The sequence below is a fragment of the Erythrobacter sp. JB2-19 genome (assembly GCF_057365005.1).
Genome location: NZ_CP200290.1, coordinates 2648624 through 2672555, shown reverse-complemented (window position 1 = coordinate 2672555; position 23932 = coordinate 2648624). Strand labels below are relative to the sequence as shown.

Below are 23932 nucleotides of genomic sequence, written 5' to 3'. Positions count from 1 at the left end.
GAAAGCGGATCTCGCGCAGAGTTTACTCTGATCGCGAGTATGCGGCTTCGGCCGCACATCATTTGACATTGTGAATGGGTTTTTAAATCGATGCCGTGGCGGTATCGTCTTGCTGGTAAGGGCTTAGGCTCTGGCTGGAGGGATGGTGCCATCACAAATCAATCAAATTGATTATCTGGCTGAGATAATTCTCTGCACTATCATGAAGACGGCAGCTTTTATGCAGGCTTGTCGTTGATGGTGTGGATTCTCAAGCGTGAGGTAAGAGCATTTGGTGGATGCCTTGGCATGTACAGGCGAAGAAGGACGTGGCACGCTGCGATAAGCGTCGGGGAGATGTGAGCAATCTTTGATCCGGCGATTTCCGAATGGGGAAACCCACCTTCACCATTTCTTTCTGGTTACCTTTGGGTGATCCGAGAGAGGTGGATAAGGTATCACCTTAGTGAATATATAGCTTTGGTGAAGCGAACCCAGGGAACTGAAACATCTCAGTACCTGGAGGAAAAGACATCAACCGAGATTCCGTTAGTAGTGGCGAGCGAACGCGGACCAGGCCAGTGCCTTTTCATAAATTAGCAGAACTCTCTGGAAAGTGAGACCGTAGTGGGTGACAGTCCCGTATGCAAAAATGATTGAAAAGGACTTGAGTAGGGCGGAACACGTGAAATTCTGTCTGAACATGGGGGGACCACCCTCCAAGCCTAAATACTCGTACATGACCGATAGCGAACACAGTACCGTGAGGGAAAGGTGAAAAGCACCCCGATTAGGGGAGTGAAACAGTACCTGAAACCGGATGCTTACAAGCAGTTGGAGCCCCATAGGGGGTGACAGCGTACCTCTTGCATAATGGGTCAGTGACTTAATCTAGCATGCAAGCTTAAGCCGTTAGGTGTAGGCGAAGCGAAAGCGAGTCTGAATAGGGCGACTGAGTATGTTGGATTAGACCCGAACCCCGGCGATCTAGGCATGACCAGGCTGAAGGTGCGGTAACACGCACTGGAGGGCCGAACCGTTGCATGTTGAAAAATGCTCGGATGAGTTGTGTTTAGGGGTGAAAGGCCAATCAAGCCGGGAAATAGCTGGTTCTCCGCGAAATCTATTGAGGTAGAGCGTCAGATGTATGCCGATGGGGGTAGAGCACTGGATGGGCTAGGGCTGCGCGAGCGGTACCAAACCTAACCAAACTCCGAATACCATCGAGTCTTGTCTGGCAGACAGACGGCGGGTGCTAAGGTCCGTCGTCAAAAGGGAAACAGCCCTAACCTACAGCTAAGGTCCCCAAGTAATACCTAAGTGCGAAAGCATGTGGGAATCCCAAAACAACCAGGAGGTTGGCTTAGAAGCAGCCATCCTTTAAAGAAAGCGTAACAGCTCACTGGTCTAAATAAGGGTTCCTGCGGCGAAGATGTAACGGGACTAAAGGTATTCACCGAAGCTTAGGGTTGCAGTTTACTGCAGCGGTAGCGGAGCGTTCCGTAAGTTGATGAAGCCGAAGGGTAACCGACGGTGGAGATATCGGAAGTGCGAATGCTGACATGAGTAGCGATAAAGAGGGTGAGATGCCCTCTCGCCGAAAGACCAAGGGTTCCTGCTCAACGCTAATCGGAGCAGGGTAAGCCGGTCCCTAAGACGAGCCCGAAGGGGGTAGTCGATGGGAACCACGTTAATATTCGTGGGCCTGAAGATGTGTGACGGATCGTGGAAGTTGTTTCCTCTTATTGGATTGAGGGAGCAGCCAAGCGGTTCCAGGAAATAGCCTCTTCATATAGACCGTACCCGAAACCGACACAGGTGGTCAGGTAGAGTATACCAAGGCGCTTGAGAGAAGTATCCTGAAGGAACTCGGCAAATTGCCTCCGTACCTTCGGAAGAAGGAGGCCCTGATTCGAGGCAACTCTTATCAGGGGGCACAGGCCAGGGGGTAGCGACTGTTTATCAAAAACACAGGACTCTGCTAAGTCGGCTTCAAGACGACGTATAGGGTCTGACGCCTGCCCGGTGCTTGAAGGTTAAGAGGAGGAGTGCAAGCTCCGAATTGAAGCCCAAGTAAACGGCGGCCGTAACTATAACGGTCCTAAGGTAGCGAAATTCCTTGTCGGGTAAGTTCCGACCTGCACGAATGGCGTAACGACTTCCCCACTGTCTCCAGGATATGCTCAGCGAAATTGAATTCTCCGTGAAGATGCGGAGTACCCGCGGTTAGACGGAAAGACCCCGTGCACCTTTACTGCAGCTTTAGAGTGGCATTAGGAAAGAACTGTGTAGAATAGGTGGGAGGCTTTGAAACTTGGGCGCCAGTCCGAGTGGAGCCAACCTGTGAAATACCACCCTGTTGTTTTCTGATGTCTAACCTAGGTCCGTTATCCGGACCAGGGACCCTCTATGGCGGGTAGTTTGACTGGGGCGGTCGCCTCCTAAAGAGTAACGGAGGCGCGCGATGGTATGCTCAGGCCGGTTGGAAACCGGCTGCGAGAGTGCAATGGCATAAGCATGCCTGACTGCGAGACCGACAGGTCGAGCAGAGACGAAAGTCGGTCATAGTGATCCGGTGGTCCCTCGTGGAAGGGCCATCGCTCAACGGATAAAAGGTACGCCGGGGATAACAGGCTGATACTGCCCAAGAGCTCATATCGACGGCAGTGTTTGGCACCTCGATGTCGGCTCATCACATCCTGGGGCTGGAGCAGGTCCCAAGGGTTTGGCTGTTCGCCAATTAAAGTGGTACGTGAGCTGGGTTCAGAACGTCGCGAGACAGTTTGGTCCCTATCTGCCGTGGGCGTCGATACTTGAAAGGAGTTGCCCCTAGTACGAGAGGACCGGGGTGAACATACCTCTGGTGTACCAGTCATTCCGCCAGGAGTGCCGCTGGGTAGCTATGTATGGACGGGATAACCGCTGAAAGCATCTAAGCGGGAAGCCTCCCTTGAGATTAGGTATCATCGAACCGTAGTAGACCACTACGTTGATAGGCTGGGTGTGGAAGCGCAGTAATGCGTGTAGCTAACCAGTCCTAATAGTTCTGTTCGCGCTTGTAGAATCTGCACCATCAACGTCAGCCCTGCGTGGCTTTCATTGATTGGTAGAGAATTTCTCAGGCCAGATACGCCCAAGAACACTAAACCAAGTGCATCGATTTAAACCCGTTTTCCGCAAGCTTCATTGCTTGGTGGTCATAGCGTCTGTGACCCACCCGATCCCATCTCGAACTCGGCCGTGAAACCAGATAGCGCCGATGGTACTATGTCTTAAGGCATGGAAGAGTAGGTCGCTGCCAGGCATTGTAGCTTGCGGATTGCGGGATAAACCCATTCACTAGTCAAAGGGCTGATCCGTCAAGGACAGCCCTTTTGACGTCTCTAATGGCGTCAAACGGTGCCGCGGGGTGGAGCAGTCCGGTAGCTCGTCAGGCTCATAACCTGAAGGTCGTTGGTTCAAATCCAACCCCCGCAACCACCATCTAATTGAAAATGCATAATAAATCAGCCTCACTGTTACCAGTGGGGCTTTTTGCATTCGAACTGTAAGCACATAGGAAGCAGGCTGATGCGCACTCTGGCGTAACTGAGAGTGTCGAGGAGTCATATTGGCGACTGGGGTGGTATGAACGGGAACGGCGCCGTCTGCTTGCAGCGTATTCCTTCTGATCTGACGATGGCGGATGCTGGGGGTGAAAGCGGACAGAATGCCAATGGTTCGACAAACGCTGGATCGAACAGCGAGCGTGGCCGCGTCAGTACTGATTGAAGGCCATTAGTTGACGGTGCAGGAATAGACCAAGGTTGTGGACTGGCCAGTGTCCAAGGTCCCCAAAGCGATTCCGCTTCCAGTTAGGTCCGACAATGTGAAGCTGCCCAAGGGAACGCCGTCGCCGGTAATGCTCACTGTGTCGGCCGCGTTGCAACTTAAGCCGGACGAAGGATTGTCTGTAACAACCGCGCCAGTGGCGCTATCTGGTCCATTGTTAGTGACCACAATAGTGTAGGAGGCCGTGGATCCAGACGACACCGTATCACCGGTTTGGTCGACATTTCCGTTCACGCCCGGGGTATTTGTCTTTGTAATAGACAGATCTGCAACCAACTGAACTGTTACCTCCTCGGTTAGGTCATCAGTTGCCGTTTCCGGATCAACCTGATTGCTAATGGCTGCGGTGGTCGAGTTGATGATGGTGTTTCCGTTCTGATCATTGTTAACAGTGCCCTCAAGCGTCAGTGTAACTGTTGCGCCATTGGAGAGCGCACCGATACTCCAAACACCTGTGACATCGTCATAGGAACCGACAGCATTGCCTGAACCATCATTGGTGCCACCGTTGCTGAGCGTCGCGGTCAAGCCCGAGGGCAAGAGGTCGGTTAAGACAACACCGGTTGCATCTGATGGACCATTGTTCAGAACGGCAATTTGGTAAGTTACCGTGTCACCTTCCCGAGGGGTGTTGGTGCCCGATAGAAGCGTTTTGGTGGTGACTAGGTCGGCAAGCACAGCGGGGAGGACCGTAATGTTGACCGTCCGGGTGATTTGATCGCCGTCATCATCGGTAACGGTGAGTGTTAAAGGAATAATACGAGGTGGACTTCCGGGCGGAATTATAGGGGCTTGAAAGCTAGGCGTTGCGGTACCTGCATCGAGCAAAACAATGTCAGCAGGCCCCGTCCAAGCGTATGATACTGGGTCGGGATCATTCGGTTCGCTTCCAACAACAGGGACTTCTACCAACACGCCTGAGTTTACAGTTTGATCCTGATCACCAGTCACAATTGGGCCATCATCGAGACAGGTAATCTGCCAACCAGTACGCCGGGGCGCGCCACTACCGTTGATCTGTATGCGGAAATTCACGCTTCCACCCGTGGCCGTGCCGCTGCGGACAACCCGCGTCTCTGTGCGACTGCCATTTCTTCCAAAGGGGCCAAAGTTGACGTTGTAGGTGGTCAGCAAATTCCCTCCTGTGCGGGTAATCCGCGCTCCCGATCTCCTCGCGTTCTGCGGCCCGCCATTCTGGCGGACAGTGAACACAAACCGTGCATCGTCGGGCACGTTGCTGAACTGCGCAAAATCTTGCTGAAATCGGAGCCGATCAACAACCTGACCATTAGCGGAGTTGTTACCGGGCTCGCAGGTGCGACGCACCGTGCTTTGAGCGGACACCCCTTCGACTAGAATCAAACCTCCCAAAATAATAATCGCGCTGATACGAAGTATGATCTCTCGGAGTTTAAAATCAGCTGCAAATCCGCAAATACCTGCCCATCGATTCCGATAAAGGAGATCAAGAGAAATCCGCTTTTTTTGAATGATTCGGGTATCCGCACAGATGTCAAAGGCAGAAAAATTCATTGGGTCCCCCGAAGATTTTACGGAGATATAAAACACATCTCCGAGGAATTTCTTTGTTTTGACCTTTCAGGAAGCAACTTGTGTCCTGAATTATGAGTTTACGCTCTTTCCGACCATGAGAACTGCGCTTTGTCTGTGGAATTCTTGTGGCTTCCAAACTCCAGCCGCTTTTTAAGAACAGAGCAGGTCTCGAATAAATAGTGACAAGCCCACAATCACCTCCGATAGGGAACATCATGCGTCGTGAAAAACTGCTTCAACGTGCCATATGTCTGGATGGTATTCCTGAGTTCACCCGGGAGCTTGGTGGAGACCCGCATCAACTTTTGAAGGCAGCCGGGTTACCAAGTTTCTTGGGGGTCGCAAGATTACTTGGAGTTTGGGGCGAGTTGCGAGTTTCTGGAGCTAACCGCTGAAAAACTATACCAACCAAACTTCGGATTGCTCTTCTGCCCCACTATTGCAGATCACTGGCCTAACAGCGGACCGACAATATGGATTGCGAGAAACGCGATTGATCTCGATCACTTCTTTCGCTTGCTGGTTCGCTACCAGAGTGCACATGGGAATGGCATCCGGTTTGAGTACAGTAATGACCTAGATGCGGGCGAGATGAAGTGCAGGTTTCATATTCATCCATTTGCTCCACCATGCCGGCAGAACGTTGAGTCAACGATGGGAGGGCTTGCTCGAATGGGCAAGATCCACATTCCTGAGTTGGAATTGAAGCGGGTTAGTTTTGGGCATAGTAGGCCTGAAGAGTGTTGTCTGCATGAAGAGATCTTTGGGTGTGAGATTGTATTCGACGCTGCGAAGACTGAGCTCGTCGCAATGCCTGCCTGCTTCATCCACCAACCTTTATGCAGCGCGTGTCTGCGCTGCTGATTGACAACTTCATGACACGCTTCTTCCGGCAAAAGGATGAGCTCTGCAGCATTGTTTCCACTTCGGTTTCTAGGTTGATCTGTGAGGTCTTTGGCACCGATCAATGCAACGTAGGAGGCATTGCTGCTATGCTCGATCTGAGCCTAAAGAAGCTGCAGCGGCTGCTTGTCGATGAAGAAACTGACTTTTCAACAATCCTCGACGATACCAGGAGAGGCGTTGCGAGCCGGCTTCTCATCAAGTCTGACATCGCGATTGGTCACTTGGCACATTACCTAGTTTATTCGTCGGAGAGAACATTTATTGCTGCGGCGAAGAGATGGTTTGGCACAGCACCGTCAGCGTATCGAAAATCGGCGCGTGCGAACAAGAGGCCACATTGAAGCTTCGGCCCTCAATCCAAGCAAGAAGCCAAGTATGTGACGTCAAGAACTGGCGACACCCGACCAGCCGCTTTTGTCACAGCTTGATACGACGCTGTCAGACGGCTTTTGGAGTTGCGGCCCGATCAGATTTCGATCAGCTCTTGGGGGTGGAAGCTGACATCCCAAATGATGATCCATGTCACTTGGTATTCATAGCAATGAACCGATCAAGTTCCCTGGGGTAACTAGCTCTTTTCTCGGCCCTGAGGTTGCCGCCTTACTGCCCAGATTAGTGAAGCTATCGCGGTAACCAAGCCTGCAATTGCTGTGATGAGTGAGGTATCCAAATCTGCCATTAGTTTCTCCGATTGTGATTGGGTCACTTGAGATAGACAGAATTGTTAACTGTAGGAAAGTTCATTCTAAAACCGATGAAAGCAGCCAATGAATACAACCGCTGCACTACAGAAAAACTTAAGTTCTTAGAATTCGCACAATCGACCACCTCGCTCAGCAGGAGGGGGCTTTGCAAGAACAGAGATACATACTTTTGATCGAAAGGGGAGATTTGGGGCTTCAGAATTTTGCTCCAGATGCAGGACCACGATCGTTTGATGAGGTAAGAGAGTTTCTCACTGCGCGAAGGAGAGTGCGACTGGAGCAAGGCCTGCCGAGCGAGACTTTCCGTCTCGCCCCGGTATCTAGCAAGCCTCTAATTGACGAAGCAATAGACCGTCTTTGGGAGGATGGTGCAGAGCACGATTTGTTCGTTGCTGGGAGAACAAACGCTAGCGACTAGAGCGCGGCCAATTGACAGCGTGTCTTGCTTTCCAAGAAGCGCCGTAAGAGTGGTCAGAGTGATCCTCCTCCCCCAAATTCGGTCAGTAATCTCGCGCTGAACTCTGCTTCTCTTCGAACTTAGGTGACGCCTATCATTGTGCACCACTCTTTGGGCTCCACAACCCCGTGTCGCGTTGAACGATTGGCTCTCGTTCTGGCACCGGAAATCCAAGTAGTCTGCGCTGTAGAGCCCAATCGGTAGGGATGTTGGAACTCAACAACCCTTTTCTCGTGAGTTCTTGAGGCTGCGTGCCATCGAGGATCGAAGTGACTATGTCAGGTGCGAGGTAATTCACACGGATAAGGCGCGCGAACTGAGAGGGGCGAATGCCTCGCTTTTCTGCCAAATCAGGGATGGAAAGATTGCGGTGAGCGTCCACCAATCGCTGAGCGTCTCTTGCGCTTTTGATTAGGTCCACCAACGGTTTATCAATTGCCGAATCCAGCTCATCGCAGCGAGGACTGATGTTGAGCCTCATCCATTTCTCAGTCGATGTAGCTTGAACTTCGATCACAAAATCAAACCGTGCATCGCTCAATGGCCTATCGGCTGGACGCGCGCTAAATGTGGACACGTCATCCCATTCGATGAATCTTTTCAGCTCACTAGCTCGGATAGAAATTGACACTTGCTCTCGACCTAGTTCGATTTCGCAGACCAGTGCTTTGATCGCGTCCGCCACTTTCGGGCGCGGCATCTCGCTAAGCCGCTTGGCTGCATCTAATCCAAGACTTGCTAGCTTTTCCAACTCCTCATCTCGAACGCCCAATTTCTTTAGCGCTGCCCTTACCCGGGTTCGATCACATAGTAGCTCGCCTAAGGCCGCAATCATGAGGTCGTCGAAGCGCCCAGCATGAGTCCGATAAGCCTTTATGTAATGGGTGCGAGCCCAGCTGGAAGCGACAGATGTATAGTACGTAAAAACCTTGCCCTTGCTTCGCGTGATTTCAACAAACATTGGCCGTCCTAGTTCATCCTTCAGCAGGCCTGTGAGAAAGTGTTCAGTGCCTTTTGCGTGAGGTTTTGGCTTGCGGCGTGCCTTGGTCAGTTTGATGGCAGTTTCCCAAGTATCTCTGGATACTAGAGGCTCATGTCTTCCCGGGTAATTTCGTTCGTGACCCTTTATTTCTCCAACGTAGATTGGATTGTGAAGAATCGAATAGACAGTTCTAGGAGGTATGGGCGTACCTCCTCTGAGCCCTCCTTTCCTGAGAGGCTTCATCGAACTAACGTAGCCACGCTTGGTAACAGCTCGCTGGACCGCGATGTAGCGCTCAGTTCGAAGAAACTCGGCAAAGACAAACCTGACAATCTCGGCCTCGTGTTCATCGATTTGCAGTTCGTCATCGACTAGCTGGTAACCAAAGGGCGGTTTTCCACCGTGAATTTTCCCGTGACGCTTACGTGCTCGCAAACTGTCTCGCACACGTTCAGCGATCATTTCTCTTTCAAACTGTGAAAACGTGAGAAGTATATTGAGAACCATTCGACCCATGCTGTCAGAGGTATCGAACGCCTGAGATATCGAAACTAGATTGATCCGCTTTTGCTCGAAGAGATCGATAAGCCGAACAAAATCTATGAGGCTCCTAGTGAGCCTATCAACCTTGTAGACGACTACGTTATCTATCTTTCCATCTTCGATATCTCGCATCAACGCTGCCAGTGCCGGTCTATCCAAGTCGCCCCCAGACTGGCCGCTGTCGTCGTACCGTTGTGAGAGTTCAGTCCAGGATTTATATTTTTGGCTAGCAATGTACGCGCTGCAAACTTCGCGCTGGGTAGCGAGCGAGTTCATGTGAGCATCTAAGCCTTTAGAAATGCTCTGGCGTGTGTAGATCGCACATCTTGTGGCGTTAGAATTTGATTTCATTAGCTGATCTCACACAAAAGTGGAATTTCGGCAGATAGTCTTTGATTTACTGGCGTATGCTTCCAAGATTGATGCGGCATTTTTACGTCCAAGGGAATTTCGTATGACTGCAGAGTTTTTGACTGGGCTAGACCCTGATGAAATACTCGCGACCCGTGAGAACATGGAGGCAGCAATCAGACATGTAGAAGGACCAGCTGCCCGCAGGATTCCGGAAAGCCTGTGCGTCGAGGTGGAGCAACTATTGTATCTTCTCGAACTAGCAGTGCGCCAGCGCCTAGAAGTGCCGGAGACCAAGTAGACTGTTCTTTTGGTGAGAGTGTCAGCAAATGGGCCGTTAGCTGCAAGTCCACTATTGGCGTGTTGACAATAGAAAGCTGACGCTTCGTCATCTACCTAGCAAACTAATCACCGGTCATTGGGGAACTTTACTAATTGAAAACGCGATTTGATATTCAACCAGTTCGATATGCGGCAAATTCTTAGTCGCAAGACGTAGCGACGAACTAATCTCGGAACCAATGATGATCCCGCGCACGGGCTTGTTTGTGTCGAGGTTTTCTGAAACCCAGTTTTTGTAGAACATGAGCTGGCCGATTACGCGGTCATAGGCTTTGCCAACTTTTGTTTCGATCACGACAAACGCCCCCTTGGCATCGACAGCAAGAATATCGATCCTACGGTTGTCAGCAGGATATTCGCGGCCTGTCAGTCCCTCATCGTCGTATAGGATCAAGCCCTGCTCGATCTGACCAAGGTTCTTGACAAGGAAGTCTTGTAGATGTGCCTCCAACGCGAAAGTGCTGCCTTGTGGCCCGTCATCTTCGTCAACGTCGTTTTGCTGCAGCGTCGGCTCGTGCTGAGCTTTGTAGGTTGGAGCGGGATCGCTTGCCTCTTGCCACAATCGAAAGGTGCCGCGACCAACCTTATAGAACAAGTCGTAACCTGAACCTGGTTTGATCGCGGGATGGCTATGGCGAGCCCGAGTATTGACGGCCATGCCCTCGACGTGAGCCGTTACAGTGCCCTTTTTTGTGAGTGGATAATGTTTCGCAAACCAAGCGACTACCTCGGCTTTTTCGAATGTTTGCCCTGATTCGAGATTTTGACTCGCCCATTCATGCATAAGTACGCGTGTTGGTTTTTCGTAAGTTGGCATGTGGCCCTCATTGCTACGTGAAGTTCTACCTCACTGGAAAGTGGTTCGATGAAATTTGTTGCATCACCAATTGAGCCGACAACGGACCGTCAACAATTGGGGAATTTCTATCGCAAGCTAGACACTTGATGGCCTGCACAAAAGCGACTTCGAATGCTCCGCGTTGATCGGACTGCTTTTGGGGCGATTGCGTCGCGCCATCGACCGGTTTAGACAGCCCAGGCTAAGTACCGCGATTGCGTCGGTCTGGCTCCTATGATCAAAGCACGCCGGAGGTTTGGGTAGGGGGTTTTGCAGCAAAGAGTTGTTCTTGAAACAATAAGCCGCGTTTATGAAGCGGCCTTGTCACCCACTGCATATGAAAAGTTCGCTGAGCAATGGGACTTGTATTTGGAGCTGGCTGCTTCGCTCGAAGACGATCCTATAGCTGAACATATCGATCGCGCTCTGGCAATCGCTGAAAGGCTCGAACATGCTGGCGAATCCCAGATATCATCGCAGTCCTATCTGCAAGGCTTAAGCGCTCCTGCCGCTTTGATTGATCGGGCTGGACAAATCCTCTCAAGCAATGAGCGTTGGAAGGACAAATATCGCGCAGCGCAGACAAAAATTTGGGATATCACCGAGGCTGCAGGCACACAGAGTAGAATTCGTGATGCTATTCAGGAAGTGGCAGACGCAGCCAAACTTCCGATAAGATTGTTGACGATCGCCGACGAGCAGCAAGGAGGATTGTTCGCCCTTTCCTTTCGTCGAATGCCTGCATCACCCGACGAGCAATCAAATCTGATTTCTGTGCAGTCATCAGATGGGATCTGGGATGCCTCATTGGTTGATATCTGGCGAGACGAATTTGATCTGACACCGGCCGAAACTGAACTGATGCAATCCATTTGCGCAGGCCGCAGTTTTTCCGCCATCTCAAGGCTGACTGGAAAGTCTCCTGAAACAATAAAGTCGCAATCGAAGGCAATATACCGGAAACTGGATGTGGATGGCCGGGAATCGGCAATTCTGCTGGCTATGCGATTGCATCTGCTCGTTGGTACGGGGCACGTACCATCTCATCAGGATTCGTCTGCCGGACTGCCTCAATATGTGCAGTTGAGGAGTGTTCAGCGCATTGCGGTTTATCGGCATGGGCCAGCCAAAGGGCGCGCCCTATTATATCTTCACGGTATGGTGCAAGGTCATAACTTGCCGCAGGGTTTCATTGACCGTATCACTGAGGTTGGCTGGCAACTTATCCGTGTTGATAGGCCAGGATATGGTCGATCAGACCCGCAGCGGAATTGGCGCTCGCCGGTCCAGCAATGGGTCAGCGATTTCCCATCATTGCTGGAGCAGCTGGGTGCTCAGAAGGTCACGTTGATGACTCACACATCAGGGATCATGTATGGCTGCGCCAGCGCCACTTTTCACCCGCATCTTGTAGACGGCGTCTTCGCCATTTCCGGGGGCGTGCCGAGCATCGATGAGGACGATATTAGAAACTATCCGGCGCCGTTACAGCGGATAGTGCGAACTGCAAAGACCAGTCCACAAGCGTTGCGCTTCTTTCTATCGGTGGCGTCCAATTATACCTCCCTCGCCGGAGGGGAAGACCGTTTTATCCGGCAATCCTATGCAAACAGTCCATGCGATGCGACGGGACTGGACGATGGGAGCACACTCCAAGCCTTGCGCCAAGGGTTAGAGCTGATCCGTGATGGCGGCTATAAGGGATTTGTAGGTGATGCCGGCTGGATATTTGATGATTGGTCAGGTTGGATAGAGCGTATGCAATGTCCTCTGGCATATGCCAATGGAACCGAGGACAAGTTCTGCCCATTGGATTGGGCGCGTTTTTACGCACAGAAATACAGTCATGTAACGGTCTTGCCCGTCGAGGGCGCTGGGCAATTGGCACAGCATACTCATGCCGACGCAATCGCCGGACTGTTTCTCGACTTCGCTCGGATGAACGAATTGGCCTAACCCGCGGGGGTGATGTATCAGTTACGGCCACTGCTTAGACACTACCGAAGCACACCTGAGGTAGGAGCGGAATTGCAGTGGCTAGGAGCGACGTTAGTGAGAAATCGAGTGCTGGTAAATCTGGCGCCCTCTCTCTGCGCAGCGTGGGAGCGCGACCCCGCTACGTACGTCCAAAACAATCAATGCTTATGCGTTTAGGTAAGAGCCTGCGCGATCCCATAAACGCCTGGTTCGCCAAGCAATCCAAAATAGCAACAACCCCGCTGTTATCAGTTGCTGACCTGCCACAACTCGCCGAGCTGGCGGACAACTGGCAGATAATACACCAAGAACTAGTCTCACTCCTTATCGGGAAAGAAGAAATTCCTGATTTTGGCAAAGTGTCACCCGACCATCGTCGTATCGCCAATGGGCCGCAATGGAAGAGCTTTTTCTTTGAAGGATATGGCTTCAAATCCAGTGCCAATCGGGCAAAGTGCCCCCGCACCGCTGAATTGCTTGATTCAGTGCCAGGCCTAGTTGTCGCCTTCTTCTCGATCATGCAGGGAGAGGCACATGTTCCACGGCATCGGGGGCTGACCAAGGCCTGGCTCAATTGTCATCTTCCACTGGTTATTCCCACAAACCACGGGAGATGCGAAATGAGCATAGATAATGAAATCGTGCATTGGCGCGAAGGTGAGTGGCTGGTCTTTGATGAAACATTCCCTCACGAAGTGTGGAATGAAACTGGGCAACCGCGCGTCGTCTTGATGCTGCAAGTCGTCCGACCAATGCGGATTCCAGGAATGCTGCTTGGAAGGACAATCTATAAGATCATTCGCAGAACGAATTTCGTGCAGGATGTCCGGCGAGCGATCGGAGCGTAGCACTGTTTGGTGTTTGCGCATCCAGCAAGGAGATCGAAGGAATGCTGAATCAGTCTAGATGGTGGAAACTATTGGTTGGGGTTGTCCTAGCTCTGACCTTCGCACCTAATCTTGCATATTCCCAGCCTGCGGATGCTGCAACATCGACCGACGAATATTTGGAGGAGAAGCGCGAGGCCTTCGAGTGGCTGCTTGGAACCTGGGAATCCACATATGAAGGTACAGGCTCTTTCGCTCAAGCCCGCAGCGGAGCGACTCTTATTTTTACAATGGAGTCAGATGGGCGTGTGGTTGGCCGCATTGGCAAAACCAGCGAATTGACGCGTGAGGCGGGATATCGCGAGGGCATGTATGTATTCAGGGGATTGGACAAGCCATTTACCAATGCGCCGGGAACCAGCATTTATGCTGTGCGAACCGGCGAAGGACAGTTTCGGCACCTCTCCAATTCATCCGATGAATGGCGGGACACGCTGATTGCAATCCATCAAGGGGATCCCAAACTTCAGCTATTGCCAACCGCGAAAGGTGGCCTCAGCGGGCACGCAGAGTGGATCAAAGTAAGCGGTGCAACAATAGAGCCAACTTTGACGAATGGCACAAAGTGTTCAGTCGGCACTTACACGCGCTTCATGCGGGATGAGATAGAGCAACTGATCGATGCTTTTGAAAAGGATACCATGGGCATTGCTGACAATGATCCAACTGTGATTGGCAGCAAACGCTATCCTTACATAAGGGCGGATTTTGTCAAAGAGGAACAAGACGAGGAAATCCGCCGCTGGGAAGCCTTGACCGGACAAATCATCCGCAATGGCGGGCCAGATGACGTACTGCGCGACAATCGACGGAACATCATTTCCGAATATCGCCAAGCGACAAAAGAACTCCTCAATGCTGTGCGAAGTGACCGAGACTGCCCCAGCCTTAATCATGCAGCCATTCAGCAGCATTGGCTGTTTGCGCAGGCTTTTGATCAGGCATTGGAAATTCGAAAATCAGAAGATTTGCCGGAAGAGTTGGCACAGGCCCGCGCGGTGCAAGAAGCATATACACGCTATCTCTACGAAGAACTCGGTGATGTGGGTTCTCTACGCGGAGCGTTGGCAGAAACGGCGGTTGATGCTGTGAAAGCGGTGTTGACAAGCGATGGTGTTGCTCAAGCACAAGCAGAGGCTTTGGTGCCGCTGCTTGAAAACTTGAGAACCGGATATGCGCAGCGAGAGGCAGCCGGCGATCCTCCCGATCAGTTCGAAGTTGATCGGGATATGCAAGAGATTTTTCGCCGAGCACAAGTCGACTATGATCCAACAGCCACTGAGCGTGAATTGTTTAGCTCTGCAATTGCGGGAGGCCAATCAATATCCAGCCTGTATCGGTCGATGGTGCTCGGTAAGGCCGCCGCGCCGATGGGTAAAGCTCTTGGAACCCTCTCGGTGTTGTTGGATTTGGCTGAGATTGGAAATGCACTACTGGACTTGAAATCGCTCTTCTCTTTGAATGATGATGTGATGCCAGTGGTGTTGGCAGTCACCGAGAATGCAGCGCATCTCGCAGTCCTGAATGCGCGCTATATCCAATTCCAGGATGAGTTTGACACATTCGCCTTGGAGTATCGCAGACTAGCCGAAGAGGCTGCGCGGCGGGGCCAGCAATGACAGCCAATACTCATCAACTGTCCGCAAGTGTCCGCTTTCGGACACAGGCAAAGCCACCTCGAACGACAGAGATTGGGGCGCAAAGCCGCCTTCAACTGACAATGATGGCGCCCAACTTAGTCGAACGGCAGGCATTTGCCTTTATTGGCTTGGTCCCAAACTCTGCAGTCCCACAGCGCTTGTTCCAATCCGCTATTTCGGTTGACGGTGTATTGAAACTTTAGCTGGTGACTTTCACGTTCTGTAAGAGGGAAGCCTTTTGCAGCGAACTTTGGATCCGTCCAACCCAGGACATTGCAGAAATCTCGGCCGTCACAGTGCTCTCGAGCAATCTCCGGAATTAAAGCAGGGTCTGCTTTTGGATTGAACGTCATTGCAAAGATCGCGTCACCGCTGATTGGTCTGAATTCCGCATTTGCTGGCTGGTAGCGAACCTTATCGGACGAAGAGTTTGATGTCCCGTTGGTCAGTACATCGACTGTGGCTCCAATCATGGGGATGCCGAAAAATACTATTAGGACCCATTGCCACCATTTCAGATTACGCATCATTCCACCCGTTCTTGAGGGCGGCTGGCAAAAAGGCCTCCAGCGCCGCCCCGTGTTGATCCTGGGGCGACGGCCAAAGCCGGATGTTAGAAACCTGCTATCACACAGGGCGAACACCTTTACTGGCAAGCCAGCTGGACATGCGTGAACGCCATCCGGCCGCAGTGATGCTGTGACCGGTTTGTGATAGAGAGGTTCCTAAGCCCCGCTCCCGCATCTCTCGGGAGCAGGGCGACAATTGACGAGGCTGGGCGTTAGTTCAAGCTCAAAAGACAGCAGCGAAGGTCCGGCGGACTATTTCGCGGTGAGTTTCTCTTCGATGAGGGAAGAGATGTCGTTGGCGGCTTCGAGCACCGGCTCATTCGCAAGGTGAGCATAGCGCGCTGTCGTTTGCACTTGTGTATGCCCCAAGAGCTTGCCGATCATGGGCAGGCTTTGGCCGTTGCTCACCGCTATCGATGCAAATGTATGCCTGAGATCATGGATCCGCGCGTCCTTGAGCCCAGCACGTCCACGGACGCGCTGCCAGAACGGCTGGAGATCAGTTAGATGTGCGCCGGGGTTTCGGCCAATTATAACCCAGGGATTGTCCTCAAGCCGCTCGATCTGTCGGAGCACCGAAACGGCCGCCTGTCCTATATGCACCACTTTAGCGCCAGTCTTAGAGTCAGGCAGGCGGAGTGCTGGGCTAGCGAGATCAACATGCTTCCATTTGAGCGTCAGGATCTCGTTCAAACGGCAGCCAGTAAAGAGTAGAAGCCGGATCGCTGCAATGGCTGAAGGTAGCTCAATCCGCTCCTCTTCCATTTCCTCTAGGACACGGCCAATGGCTTGAAGCTCGCCAGCTGAGAAATAGCGCTCGCGCTTCTTCTCAGGATACTTCTTGATGTGGCGGCGGGGATTTGTCCCATCGGGCCTTAGGCCCCAAAGTTCAGCCAGATTGAACATCTTAGAGATGATCTCGATGTTCCGGTTCGCCTGGTAAGGGCGATGCCGCCAATCGTGATGGTACTTTGCGATGTCTGCGCGTGTGACATCGACGATCCTCAGATGCCCAATCGCTGGCAAGATGAACAGCTCCAAATTGCGCCTATACTCCTTGGCAGTGCTCGCTTTCAGATGAACGGCGATGTGCTCTTCATCAAACCGTTCAGCTAACTCCTTTACGAGCAGTGCATCTCGCTTCGCTCGCTTTTCAGCGAGTGGGTCGATGTCATTGCGAAGCTTCACTAACGCCTCCAATGCCAATCCTCGAGCTTGATCAGGCGTGATTGCGCCAAATCTGCCAAGGCTCATTCTGCGTGAGACACGGCCATATCGGTATTGAACAACGAACTGCTTGCGTCCGGTTGGGAATACTCTGATACCGAAACCAGACAGCTCGGTGTCCCACACGAAATAGTCTTTTTCGTTCGGCTCGAGAGTTTCGATCTGACGCTTAGTTAACTTGGCCATTTTGCACCTCCTGTTACCAGCGGCGATTTCGAGGCTCTATCCGTAAGCATATAGGAAGCATGCGGGAACGAAATGCCGCGAAAGCGCGCGTAGGCACTCAGTCGCAACACGCTTTCACAGTCAACCTAACGCGTTGTAAATAAGGGTTTTAAGGTCCTGGAGCGTAAGGTGAGGTAGGACTGCCGAAGAGCCCTCATAACCTGAAGGTCGTTGGTTCAAATCCAACCCCCGCAACCATCGTATCATTGAAAATCCATTATAGTTTAGCCTCACTGGTACCAGTGAGGCTTTTTTGCGTTCCAACTGTAAGCAGTTTGATGCGCACCTTAGCTCAATCGAGTTGTGCCACGGTGTCATACGGTTCGACCAGGAATACAGAGCTGAACCTGTCTCTCATCAGGGTGAGAAGGCCAGCCGCTGCCTAAGGGTTAGTAGGAAGTATCCGCGCGGCGGACTGTATGTTTCGTGCAATTGGTGGAGTTTAGCGATGCCCGTAATTGCGTGCGGTCGCGCCCGGTTGGGCATCTCGAAGTAGAAAAATCAGCAATAAGTGTATGCAGATAGCAGACCGCGCCCTTCTGAGCGTCAGAAAATTATCCGGCCGCGAGTATCCAACAAGTGTCAGTTGGATTGAATGAACTGGTCCAAGAGCTCGACAAGATCTTCTGGCTTGTCTTCCTGAATGAAATGGGCACCACCTTCGACCAAAGTGTGAGCTTGTCCCTTGGCACCGGGCACGCGCTCTTGCCAATCCTTATCCAGTCCGGCCATCAAAGTGTCATCTGTCCCAAATGCCGTGATCAACGGCTTGTCCCAACTGGCGTAAAAATCGTCAAGAATCGCCTGATTCTGTCGGAGCTGACTTGCCACCAGAGTTGGAAACATTCTCACGCCAGCCATAGTTTCTTCGGTTGGAAATGGCGCTGCATAAGCTGCCAGTTCAGCTTCTGACAGATCGCGAGTGGTCCCGTTCTGGAAAAGCACTGAGAAGTCGAATTTGTCGCTTGTTCTTGCATAGGCGACCCAAGTCGTGAACGAAAACTCCTCGCCATCAAAGTTCAGTTCCTGAACGTCTCCTTCGTTCCACACTGCCGCCCGAAACAAGGGGTAGCCGAACCAGCCCTGCACGCCGCCAGCGGCGGGCAAAGTTGTGTTCGACAGCATTATTCGAGCAAATCGGTCAGGGCGTTGTTCAACCGCCCGAAGTCCAATCAATCCGCCCCAATCCTGGGCAAACAGGGTGGCGTTTTCGATCCCAATCGCATCGACGAAACCGGTCATGACATCGACGTGCATCTGATAGGAATGATCTGACCAGTCTACTGGCTTATCAGACTTACCGAACCCCACATTGTCTGGTGCAATTACCCGGTAACCTGCATCGCTAAGCAGTGGGATCATATGGCGATAGAGATAGCTCCACGATGGCTGGCCATGCATTAACAGAACCACTTGACCATCGCTTGGTCCTTCATCGACGTAGTGGATTCTGTATCCTGCGACATCGACATAGTTTGGCTCAAAATCATAGTCGGGGAGGTTCTCAAATTGGCTGTCTGGGGTTCGAACGACCTCTCCTGTGCTCCACTCTTCTGAGGATTGCATAGAGGCGACCGTCACGGCCATCGCGGCGATCAAAACGCCAACACTAATGAGTATCCCTTTGAGCATGGTAGGTTCACTCCTCCTTCTTGCTAGCGCGACCCAGCGTGCACGCAGTTTAGTTTCCGATCACATTAGCAATTGCGATCAGATGAGAGTTTTGCGGCCCATACCCTCGGCATTGTACTGCGAAACAGTCCCGCTATCCAGCGCATCCGACAATGATATTTCGTCGGTATAGTGGTTCGTGAAAGTGGTCTTTAGCCCTTTGGCGACGCGTGTGCGCAATAAGCACCTGGCATGCTCCGATACTCTCCTGTGGGATCGGATCGTTTGGTCAAGCAGACCTCTCAAGCATTTGCAGTGAAGACCGAGTAGATCAGGAATAGGCTTAGCAAGATGCCAGTCAGCCCACTGAGGAACGCGCCGAGCATGCGAGCCAAAAGGTACTTTTGCGTACCCTCGATCTTTTCGTGTGAACCGCCGAGTGAGTTGAATGCGAACGCATGTGAGACCCGTGCAAGAGCAAAGACAGTGCCAAAGACAATCACGATTGGGCCGGTGCCGACAAGCATTTCAGTTAGTGCCAGTACGGCGATAAATATCGCTGCGTTTTCGGCTAGGTTCCCGTGCCGGCGGATCTTGCGTTCGAGATGTTTATCATCGCCAAACCCAACACCGATACCCGCTTTGCCGCGATATGTGCCGGTGTTCATCATCAGCCCTTGCTGAAGAATATACAGGAATGCGCCGACCAGTGCGGCCGTGTAAGGATATGTCATGGGACCCCTCTTTGTTTGACCATAGGGTTGAATTGACCCCATTGCTGACGGATAGGGTGGAGGCGCGCCAGTATGTTGTCACGAGTTCATTATGCACCTAACCGGTGCGTCAGCGCGCCACACAACAGGCTACCTATCGTGCTGCTGAATTCCCTGAAACACTGGCTCCGCCTCGCGCAGGACCTTTTCAGCAAACTCCATAAAGGCCCTAATCCGTGCAGTGCGGCGCAGATCACTATGGGTCAGCAGCCAAATATCACGCGCCTTTAGCGGCTTTCTCTCTGACGCTCGAACAAGACCGGGATCGGTATCGCCAATGAAACAAGGCAGTAAAGCCAGGCCCAGGCCTCCACGTGCGGCTGCTCGTTGCACGGCGGGATCAGGAAGTAGCCCCACAGCGGGACCTTGCCAAAGCCGGCTTCTTTGGTGCGGTCGATGAACCGATCCTGGGTATCCTTCCAGCAAATCCACCTTGCAGCTTCTGGCGCGCTCTCGAAATCATGGGCATCGAGATAACCCTGCGATGCGTAAGCGGCTTCGTAATAGGGAAACAACCGTTTGCCGACGAGGGATTGGGGTGGGTTATTGTCGACGCGGATCGCAACATCCGCCTCGCGCCGTGAGATGTCCAGAATTTGGGTGGTGGCGGCAATGCGCACCTCTATGTCAGGATGTGTATCTGCAAATTCGGCAAGCCGCGGGGCAAAGATAAGCTCTGCAACAGGGCCTGCCATAGTAACCGTAACAGTGCCGTTGAGGTCGCGATCCTGACCAGTGATGAGCCGCTCGGCAACGTTCAGCTTTATGCCGCATTCGCGTACAACTGTGACCATCTCCTCCCCGGCTGCGCTAAGGACGTAACCTTCCGGTTGGCGCAGGAATAGCTTGGCCCCCAATGCATATTCGAGATTGTCGATTCTGCGACTAATCGTTGAATGATGCACGCCAAGCTCGCGCGCCGCGCGCCTGATTGAGCCAGCATCGGCGACCACGGCAAAGCTCTTTAGTTCTTCCCAGTCCAAGCCCTTGGCGCCCAGCATGTTCCTATAGTCCTTCTCATGATGGCTAATCTACGCACCGGAATGGTGCGTAAACTTCGTGTGACGCCCTAGAAATAGCACGTTAGCTCGATCTGTCATTGGGAAAGGAGCACCGGTTTGATCGATCTGTTCACATGGGCGACGCCAAATGGACGCAAGATATCCATCGCGTTGGAGGAGATGGGTCTCCCCTATGCGGTGCATTTGGTCGATCTCAGAAACGATGAGCAGTTTGCCGAGAGCTTTTTGAAAATCAGCCCAAACAACAAAATCCCTGCAATCTATGATCACGATACCGGTAGATCGGTTTTTGAGAGCACAGCGATCCTGATCTACCTCGCTGAGAAATCTGGTCAGTTTCTTCCTGAAACACCTTTCAAACGGATCAACGTTCTTGAATGGCTAAGCTGGCAGACCGGAGGGCTCGGCCCTATGCTCGGCCAGCTCAATCACTTCGTGAACATTGCAGACGAGAAATTCCCCTACGCCATGCGGCGATACTTTGATGAGGCTGCAAGGCTCTTTGGCGTGCTGGATCGTCAATTGGCACGAGGGAAATTTGTCGCCGGCGAATATTCAGTTGCTGACATGGCGATCTACCCCTGGTCCAAACCGGCGATTGCTCGTGTCAGCGAGCAGGCTCAGCAAAATTTCGAGAACATCGAGCGATGGCATGCGACCATGACAGAACGAGCGGCAGTGCAGGCAGGCATGGAAGTCCCTCCGGCCTAGCTGCACTGCTGCCATCCTTTTCGGTCTAGCCAAACACTTGCAAACGCCACATTCGATAAAGGAAGTAACGATGGAATTCACACAGAGCCGAACTGTCAAAATTGTCGCATTGCTCCTGTTGCTTCTGGCGATCACACAACCGATCTACACTGCCCTATTTCTTGGTGCTCCCGATTTTGACCGTCTCTTTATGTGGAGGCTGGAGGGGCTCCTATTTGTTCTGTTGGCGGCGTTCTCTGCATCAGCCTTGGTCTTGGTAAAGCGCCACGCTTTGGGCTTTGCTGCAATCGCGCTCAGCGCCCTGCTCAAGCTTTTGGCAGTCGGTCTGGGCTTGACGCAGTTCGGTCCATTCACTGCGGCTGCAGAACTCAATAACGACCTCAGCGACGTCGCAACATCGATACTCGACCTTTCATTCTTCTGCTACAATTCCGGGAACATACTGCTGGGCTTGGCAGCCGTAGTGTTCGGCGTGGCAAGGTTGCGCGCGGGTGACCGTGTTGTCGGCCGAGCGACAGTGGTGGTTGGCGCGTTGGCGTTCGTGACGAACGCCATTGTGATGATGTTCGGTTTTCAGGGCTTTTTCCCATCACCGATTGCGGGAGCATCTGGCGTCTTGGTCACTGTGCTCTTGGCAATTTGCCTGTTCAGCGTCAGCAAGAAAGATTGAATGGATCACGCGGTTAACTGATAAGCAAACCGATCGGGCCAGCCTGCCTGCCGATGATCCGCTTTGAGTAAGAGATGAAAGTGATTCCATGACCGAGGTCAAACTCTATGGATATGCAACCAGCCCGTTTGTGCGCAAGACAGGTTGCTTCCTCTACTACAAGAACATTGAATTCACTCATGTTCCGGTCGATCCGACCAACCCGGAGGCGACAATTGGCTTTACCGGGAAAACGCAGGTCCCTGTCCTAGAGATCGATGGGGAATGGCGGACGGAATCCTCAGCACACGCCCACTGGCTTGACGAACTATTTCCTGAAAAGCCGCTCTGCCCGCCTGAGCATCGCACAAAGATTGAAGAGATTGATGCATGGATCAGCGACAGTTTCCTGATGAGCATTTTTCGATACCCGATCGACGGCGAAGACAACCTTCAGTTCCGGTACCGTGGGTGGCGATTGGCGGCGCTGCTGAGCGCGCATACGCCGTTACCAGAAGAGGTCCGGCATCATTGGCCCGATGCGCTTCGCCGTGCACCCTTCATTCAGGCCATGGCCAAGCACATGGATCTCAACGAGAGCATTCCCGACATGCAAATGCGGCTCGCAGGGGAGCTGGTTGCGCATATTGGCGATGGGCCGTTTCTAGGCGGTTTTAGCAAGCCAACTATGCTGGATCTGGCAGTCTTTCCGCAATTGGTCTGGGGCTATATGTTCGGCCTCGAGGAGCGTTTGAGCGCGGCTGCGCCCCTTCGATTAAGGCTTGGCTTGAGAGGGTGTCTGAACACTTGCCGCCTAATCCCACGCTCGTCGCTGATGGAATGATGGTGCGCTCGCTGCAGAGCGGCCTTCAGTAAATCCATCGATCAATGTGGCTGTTGTGGGCGACTTCGGGGTGTTGGCGCTGAAGTTGTGGCACCTCACGGCGGATGTCCAGGGTTCTCCGGCTTTTGATGCCGGCTGCAAAGTTGACCCGGATACTTACCGTTCGCTGATCTACCGAGCTGAGCCTACGTTTGCGCAGGTGACCATTAAACCGTCGGAAGGTCGAGGCACTCCAAAGCGCTACGACGGCAGGATTTGTTGAACACGCGAAGCAATCCACACGGAACTCGATCTCACTTGTAACCAAATATCCTGATCCAGCGAAACACCTCCATAGTCAGAGGGAGGTCTCATGAATTTGCGCGATCTGGAATATGTCACGGCGATCGATCGGTATCGTAACTTCGGTAAGGCCGCCGAAGCATGTCACGTGAGCCAGCCCGCGCTTTCCGCGCAAGTGAAAAAGTTGGAAGAGCGGCTAGGTGTCGAGCTGTTCGCGCGCACGAACAGCGGTGTTTTGACCACGGATGCCGGCGTCCGCATCGTCGCCACAGCCAAAGACGTGTTGCATTCTGCGCAGCGGATTACAGACACGGCTGCGGAATATCGCGATCCGTTCGCCGCACCTCTCCGCATCGGCATGATCCCAACGCTGGCTCCCTTTATCGTTCCGTATATTTCGAAATCGATCAAAGTTCTGTCGGATGAGCTGATGACCATCTATCGAGAGCAGCCGACGCAAAAGCTGTTGGCTGAGCTGGAAAACAGGATGATCGACGTTGCCCTGGTTAGTGGCCCAATCGAATTGTCGGGTTATAAATTCACGCCGGTTTTTCGCGAACCGTTAATGCTGGTTGTCTCAAACACGCACCGGCTGGCCAACACCAGCAAAGTAGCCACCAGCGAGATTCCCACTGAGGAATTGCTTTTGCTGACGGATGAGCACTGTCTGCGCGCAGAAACACTATCACTCTGCCAGGGCAAGAATATCGGGATCGATTTGCCGCATCAGATCCTAGCGAACAACTTCCTGACAATGTCGCACTATCTCGCCGAAGGTGTCGGTTGCTCGCTCATGCCGATCCTGGCTCGCCCATTTTTGGAACAGGCAAATCCGAATATCAGCTTTGTTGAGATCGAGGACGAGAACTACGGCCGCGACATTGGATTTTTGTCTCGCGAAGGGTGCCCAAGGGAGCACATCCTGATGGCATTGTGCGATCAAATTCGCGCGTTCCCACCTGGAGATGTAACCTCCACGGTATAGCACTCGAACGTTCAGATACAGCGCCAAGAACGCATTTTGGGAA

At 52.5% G+C, this 23932-nt stretch carries 20 protein-coding genes, 1 tRNA gene and 2 rRNA genes; 14 read left to right on the top strand and 9 right to left on the bottom strand.

The features are described from left to right. The first annotated feature begins 251 nt into the window (after positions 1-251). The 4 genes from AC0V6O_RS12810 to AC0V6O_RS12795 all read left to right on the top strand — a co-directional run bounded on the left by AC0V6O_RS12810 (position 252) and on the right by AC0V6O_RS12795 (position 3750). Positions 252-3040 (top strand): 23S ribosomal RNA (locus AC0V6O_RS12810). A gap of 128 nt (positions 3041-3168) precedes the next feature. Continuing rightward, positions 3169-3283: ribosomal RNA gene (gene rrf / locus AC0V6O_RS12805) — 5S ribosomal RNA — on the top strand. 99 nt (positions 3284-3382) lie between these two features. Continuing rightward, positions 3383-3459: transfer RNA gene (locus AC0V6O_RS12800), tRNA-Met, on the top strand. A gap of 147 nt (positions 3460-3606) precedes the next feature. Continuing rightward, positions 3607-3750 carry a hypothetical protein gene (locus AC0V6O_RS12795; protein WP_486144560.1) on the top strand — a complete coding sequence of 48 codons (144 nt, stop codon included), beginning with the start codon at positions 3607-3609 and terminating at the stop codon, positions 3748-3750. Positions 3751-3756: 6 nt separating this feature from the next. Here AC0V6O_RS12795 and AC0V6O_RS12790 read toward each other — a convergent pair whose 3' ends face one another. After that, entirely contained in the window at positions 3757-5043 is a 1287-nt protein-coding gene (locus tag AC0V6O_RS12790) for a DUF11 domain-containing protein (RefSeq protein ID WP_486144558.1), read from the bottom strand. A gap of 672 nt (positions 5044-5715) precedes the next feature. Here AC0V6O_RS12790 and AC0V6O_RS12785 point away from each other — a divergent pair. Together AC0V6O_RS12785 and AC0V6O_RS12780 are read left to right on the top strand one after the other, a co-directional pair. Continuing rightward, complete coding sequence (locus tag AC0V6O_RS12785) at positions 5716-6228, top strand: AraC family transcriptional regulator ligand-binding domain-containing protein (RefSeq protein ID WP_486144556.1); 513 nt, start codon at positions 5716-5718, stop codon at positions 6226-6228. 11 nt (positions 6229-6239) lie between these two features. Further along, a complete protein-coding gene (locus AC0V6O_RS12780; protein WP_486144554.1) occupies positions 6240-6611 on the top strand; it encodes a helix-turn-helix domain-containing protein in 372 nt (123 codons plus the stop codon). A gap of 914 nt (positions 6612-7525) precedes the next feature. On the opposite strand, the gene AC0V6O_RS12775 is transcribed toward AC0V6O_RS12780, so the two are convergent. Beyond that, positions 7526-9307: a recombinase family protein gene (locus AC0V6O_RS12775; protein WP_486144552.1), complete on the bottom strand. Its 1782-nt coding sequence runs from the start codon at positions 9305-9307 to the stop codon at positions 7526-7528. A gap of 19 nt (positions 9308-9326) precedes the next feature. Here AC0V6O_RS12775 and AC0V6O_RS12770 point away from each other — a divergent pair, with 19 nt between their 5' ends. Beyond that, positions 9327-9608: a hypothetical protein gene (locus tag AC0V6O_RS12770; RefSeq protein ID WP_486144550.1), complete on the top strand. Its 282-nt coding sequence runs from the start codon at positions 9327-9329 to the stop codon at positions 9606-9608. 114 nt (positions 9609-9722) lie between these two features. Here AC0V6O_RS12770 and AC0V6O_RS12765 read toward each other — a convergent pair whose 3' ends face one another. After that, entirely contained in the window at positions 9723-10466 is a 744-nt protein-coding gene (locus AC0V6O_RS12765) for an endonuclease NucS domain-containing protein (protein ID WP_486144548.1), read from the bottom strand. Between the two features lie 291 nt (positions 10467-10757). Between AC0V6O_RS12765 and AC0V6O_RS12760 the strand changes: the two genes are divergently transcribed. The 3 genes from AC0V6O_RS12760 to AC0V6O_RS12750 all read left to right on the top strand — a co-directional run bounded on the left by AC0V6O_RS12760 (position 10758) and on the right by AC0V6O_RS12750 (position 14970). Further along, the gene (locus AC0V6O_RS12760; protein WP_486144546.1) at positions 10758-12443 is read left to right on the top strand and encodes a bifunctional helix-turn-helix transcriptional regulator/alpha/beta hydrolase; all 1686 of its coding nucleotides are present in this window, start codon (positions 10758-10760) and stop codon (positions 12441-12443) included. Between the two features lie 77 nt (positions 12444-12520). Beyond that, positions 12521-13312 carry an aspartyl/asparaginyl beta-hydroxylase domain-containing protein gene (locus AC0V6O_RS12755; RefSeq protein ID WP_486144544.1) on the top strand — a complete coding sequence of 264 codons (792 nt, stop codon included), beginning with the start codon at positions 12521-12523 and terminating at the stop codon, positions 13310-13312. Between the two features lie 41 nt (positions 13313-13353). Beyond that, positions 13354-14970 (top strand): hypothetical protein, encoded by a 1617-nt coding sequence (locus AC0V6O_RS12750; RefSeq protein WP_486144542.1) that lies wholly within the window; start codon positions 13354-13356, stop codon positions 14968-14970. 116 nt (positions 14971-15086) lie between these two features. On the opposite strand, the gene AC0V6O_RS12745 is transcribed toward AC0V6O_RS12750, so the two are convergent. The 6 genes from AC0V6O_RS12745 to AC0V6O_RS12720 all read right to left on the bottom strand — a co-directional run bounded on the left by AC0V6O_RS12745 (position 15087) and on the right by AC0V6O_RS12720 (position 20397). Continuing rightward, positions 15087-15521 carry a hypothetical protein gene (locus AC0V6O_RS12745; protein WP_486144540.1) on the bottom strand — a complete coding sequence of 145 codons (435 nt, stop codon included), beginning with the start codon at positions 15519-15521 and terminating at the stop codon, positions 15087-15089. A 291-nt stretch (positions 15522-15812) separates the two neighbouring features. Beyond that, positions 15813-16973 (bottom strand): tyrosine-type recombinase/integrase, encoded by a 1161-nt coding sequence (locus tag AC0V6O_RS12740; protein WP_486144538.1) that lies wholly within the window; start codon positions 16971-16973, stop codon positions 15813-15815. A 621-nt stretch (positions 16974-17594) separates the two neighbouring features. Next, positions 17595-18644: a haloalkane dehalogenase gene (locus AC0V6O_RS12735; protein ID WP_486144536.1), complete on the bottom strand. Its 1050-nt coding sequence runs from the start codon at positions 18642-18644 to the stop codon at positions 17595-17597. 281 nt (positions 18645-18925) lie between these two features. After that, complete coding sequence (locus AC0V6O_RS12730; protein WP_486144534.1) at positions 18926-19357, bottom strand: MAPEG family protein; 432 nt, start codon at positions 19355-19357, stop codon at positions 18926-18928. Positions 19358-19486: 129 nt separating this feature from the next. Further along, positions 19487-19729 carry a LysR substrate-binding domain-containing protein gene (locus AC0V6O_RS12725; protein ID WP_486144532.1) on the bottom strand — a complete coding sequence of 81 codons (243 nt, stop codon included), beginning with the start codon at positions 19727-19729 and terminating at the stop codon, positions 19487-19489. Further along, entirely contained in the window at positions 19624-20397 is a 774-nt protein-coding gene (locus AC0V6O_RS12720) for a LysR family transcriptional regulator (protein WP_486144530.1), read from the bottom strand. Before AC0V6O_RS12720 ends, AC0V6O_RS12725 begins: the two co-directional genes overlap by 106 nt. 117 nt (positions 20398-20514) lie before the next feature. Here AC0V6O_RS12720 and AC0V6O_RS12715 point away from each other — a divergent pair, with 117 nt between their 5' ends. The 4 genes from AC0V6O_RS12715 (at position 20515) to AC0V6O_RS12700 (ending at position 23889) form a co-directional block, all read left to right on the top strand. Continuing rightward, a complete protein-coding gene (locus AC0V6O_RS12715; RefSeq protein ID WP_486144528.1) occupies positions 20515-21129 on the top strand; it encodes a glutathione S-transferase N-terminal domain-containing protein in 615 nt (204 codons plus the stop codon). 70 nt (positions 21130-21199) lie between these two features. Continuing rightward, positions 21200-21799: a thiamine biosynthesis protein ThiC gene (locus AC0V6O_RS12710; protein ID WP_486144526.1), complete on the top strand. Its 600-nt coding sequence runs from the start codon at positions 21200-21202 to the stop codon at positions 21797-21799. Between the two features lie 88 nt (positions 21800-21887). Then, positions 21888-22622, top strand: a complete 735-nt coding sequence (locus tag AC0V6O_RS12705) for a glutathione S-transferase family protein (protein ID WP_486144524.1) — start codon at positions 21888-21890, stop codon at positions 22620-22622. A gap of 352 nt (positions 22623-22974) precedes the next feature. Then, positions 22975-23889, top strand: coding sequence for a LysR substrate-binding domain-containing protein (locus tag AC0V6O_RS12700; protein ID WP_486144522.1), 915 nt, complete (start codon positions 22975-22977; stop codon positions 23887-23889). The last annotated feature ends 43 nt before the right edge of the window (positions 23890-23932 follow it).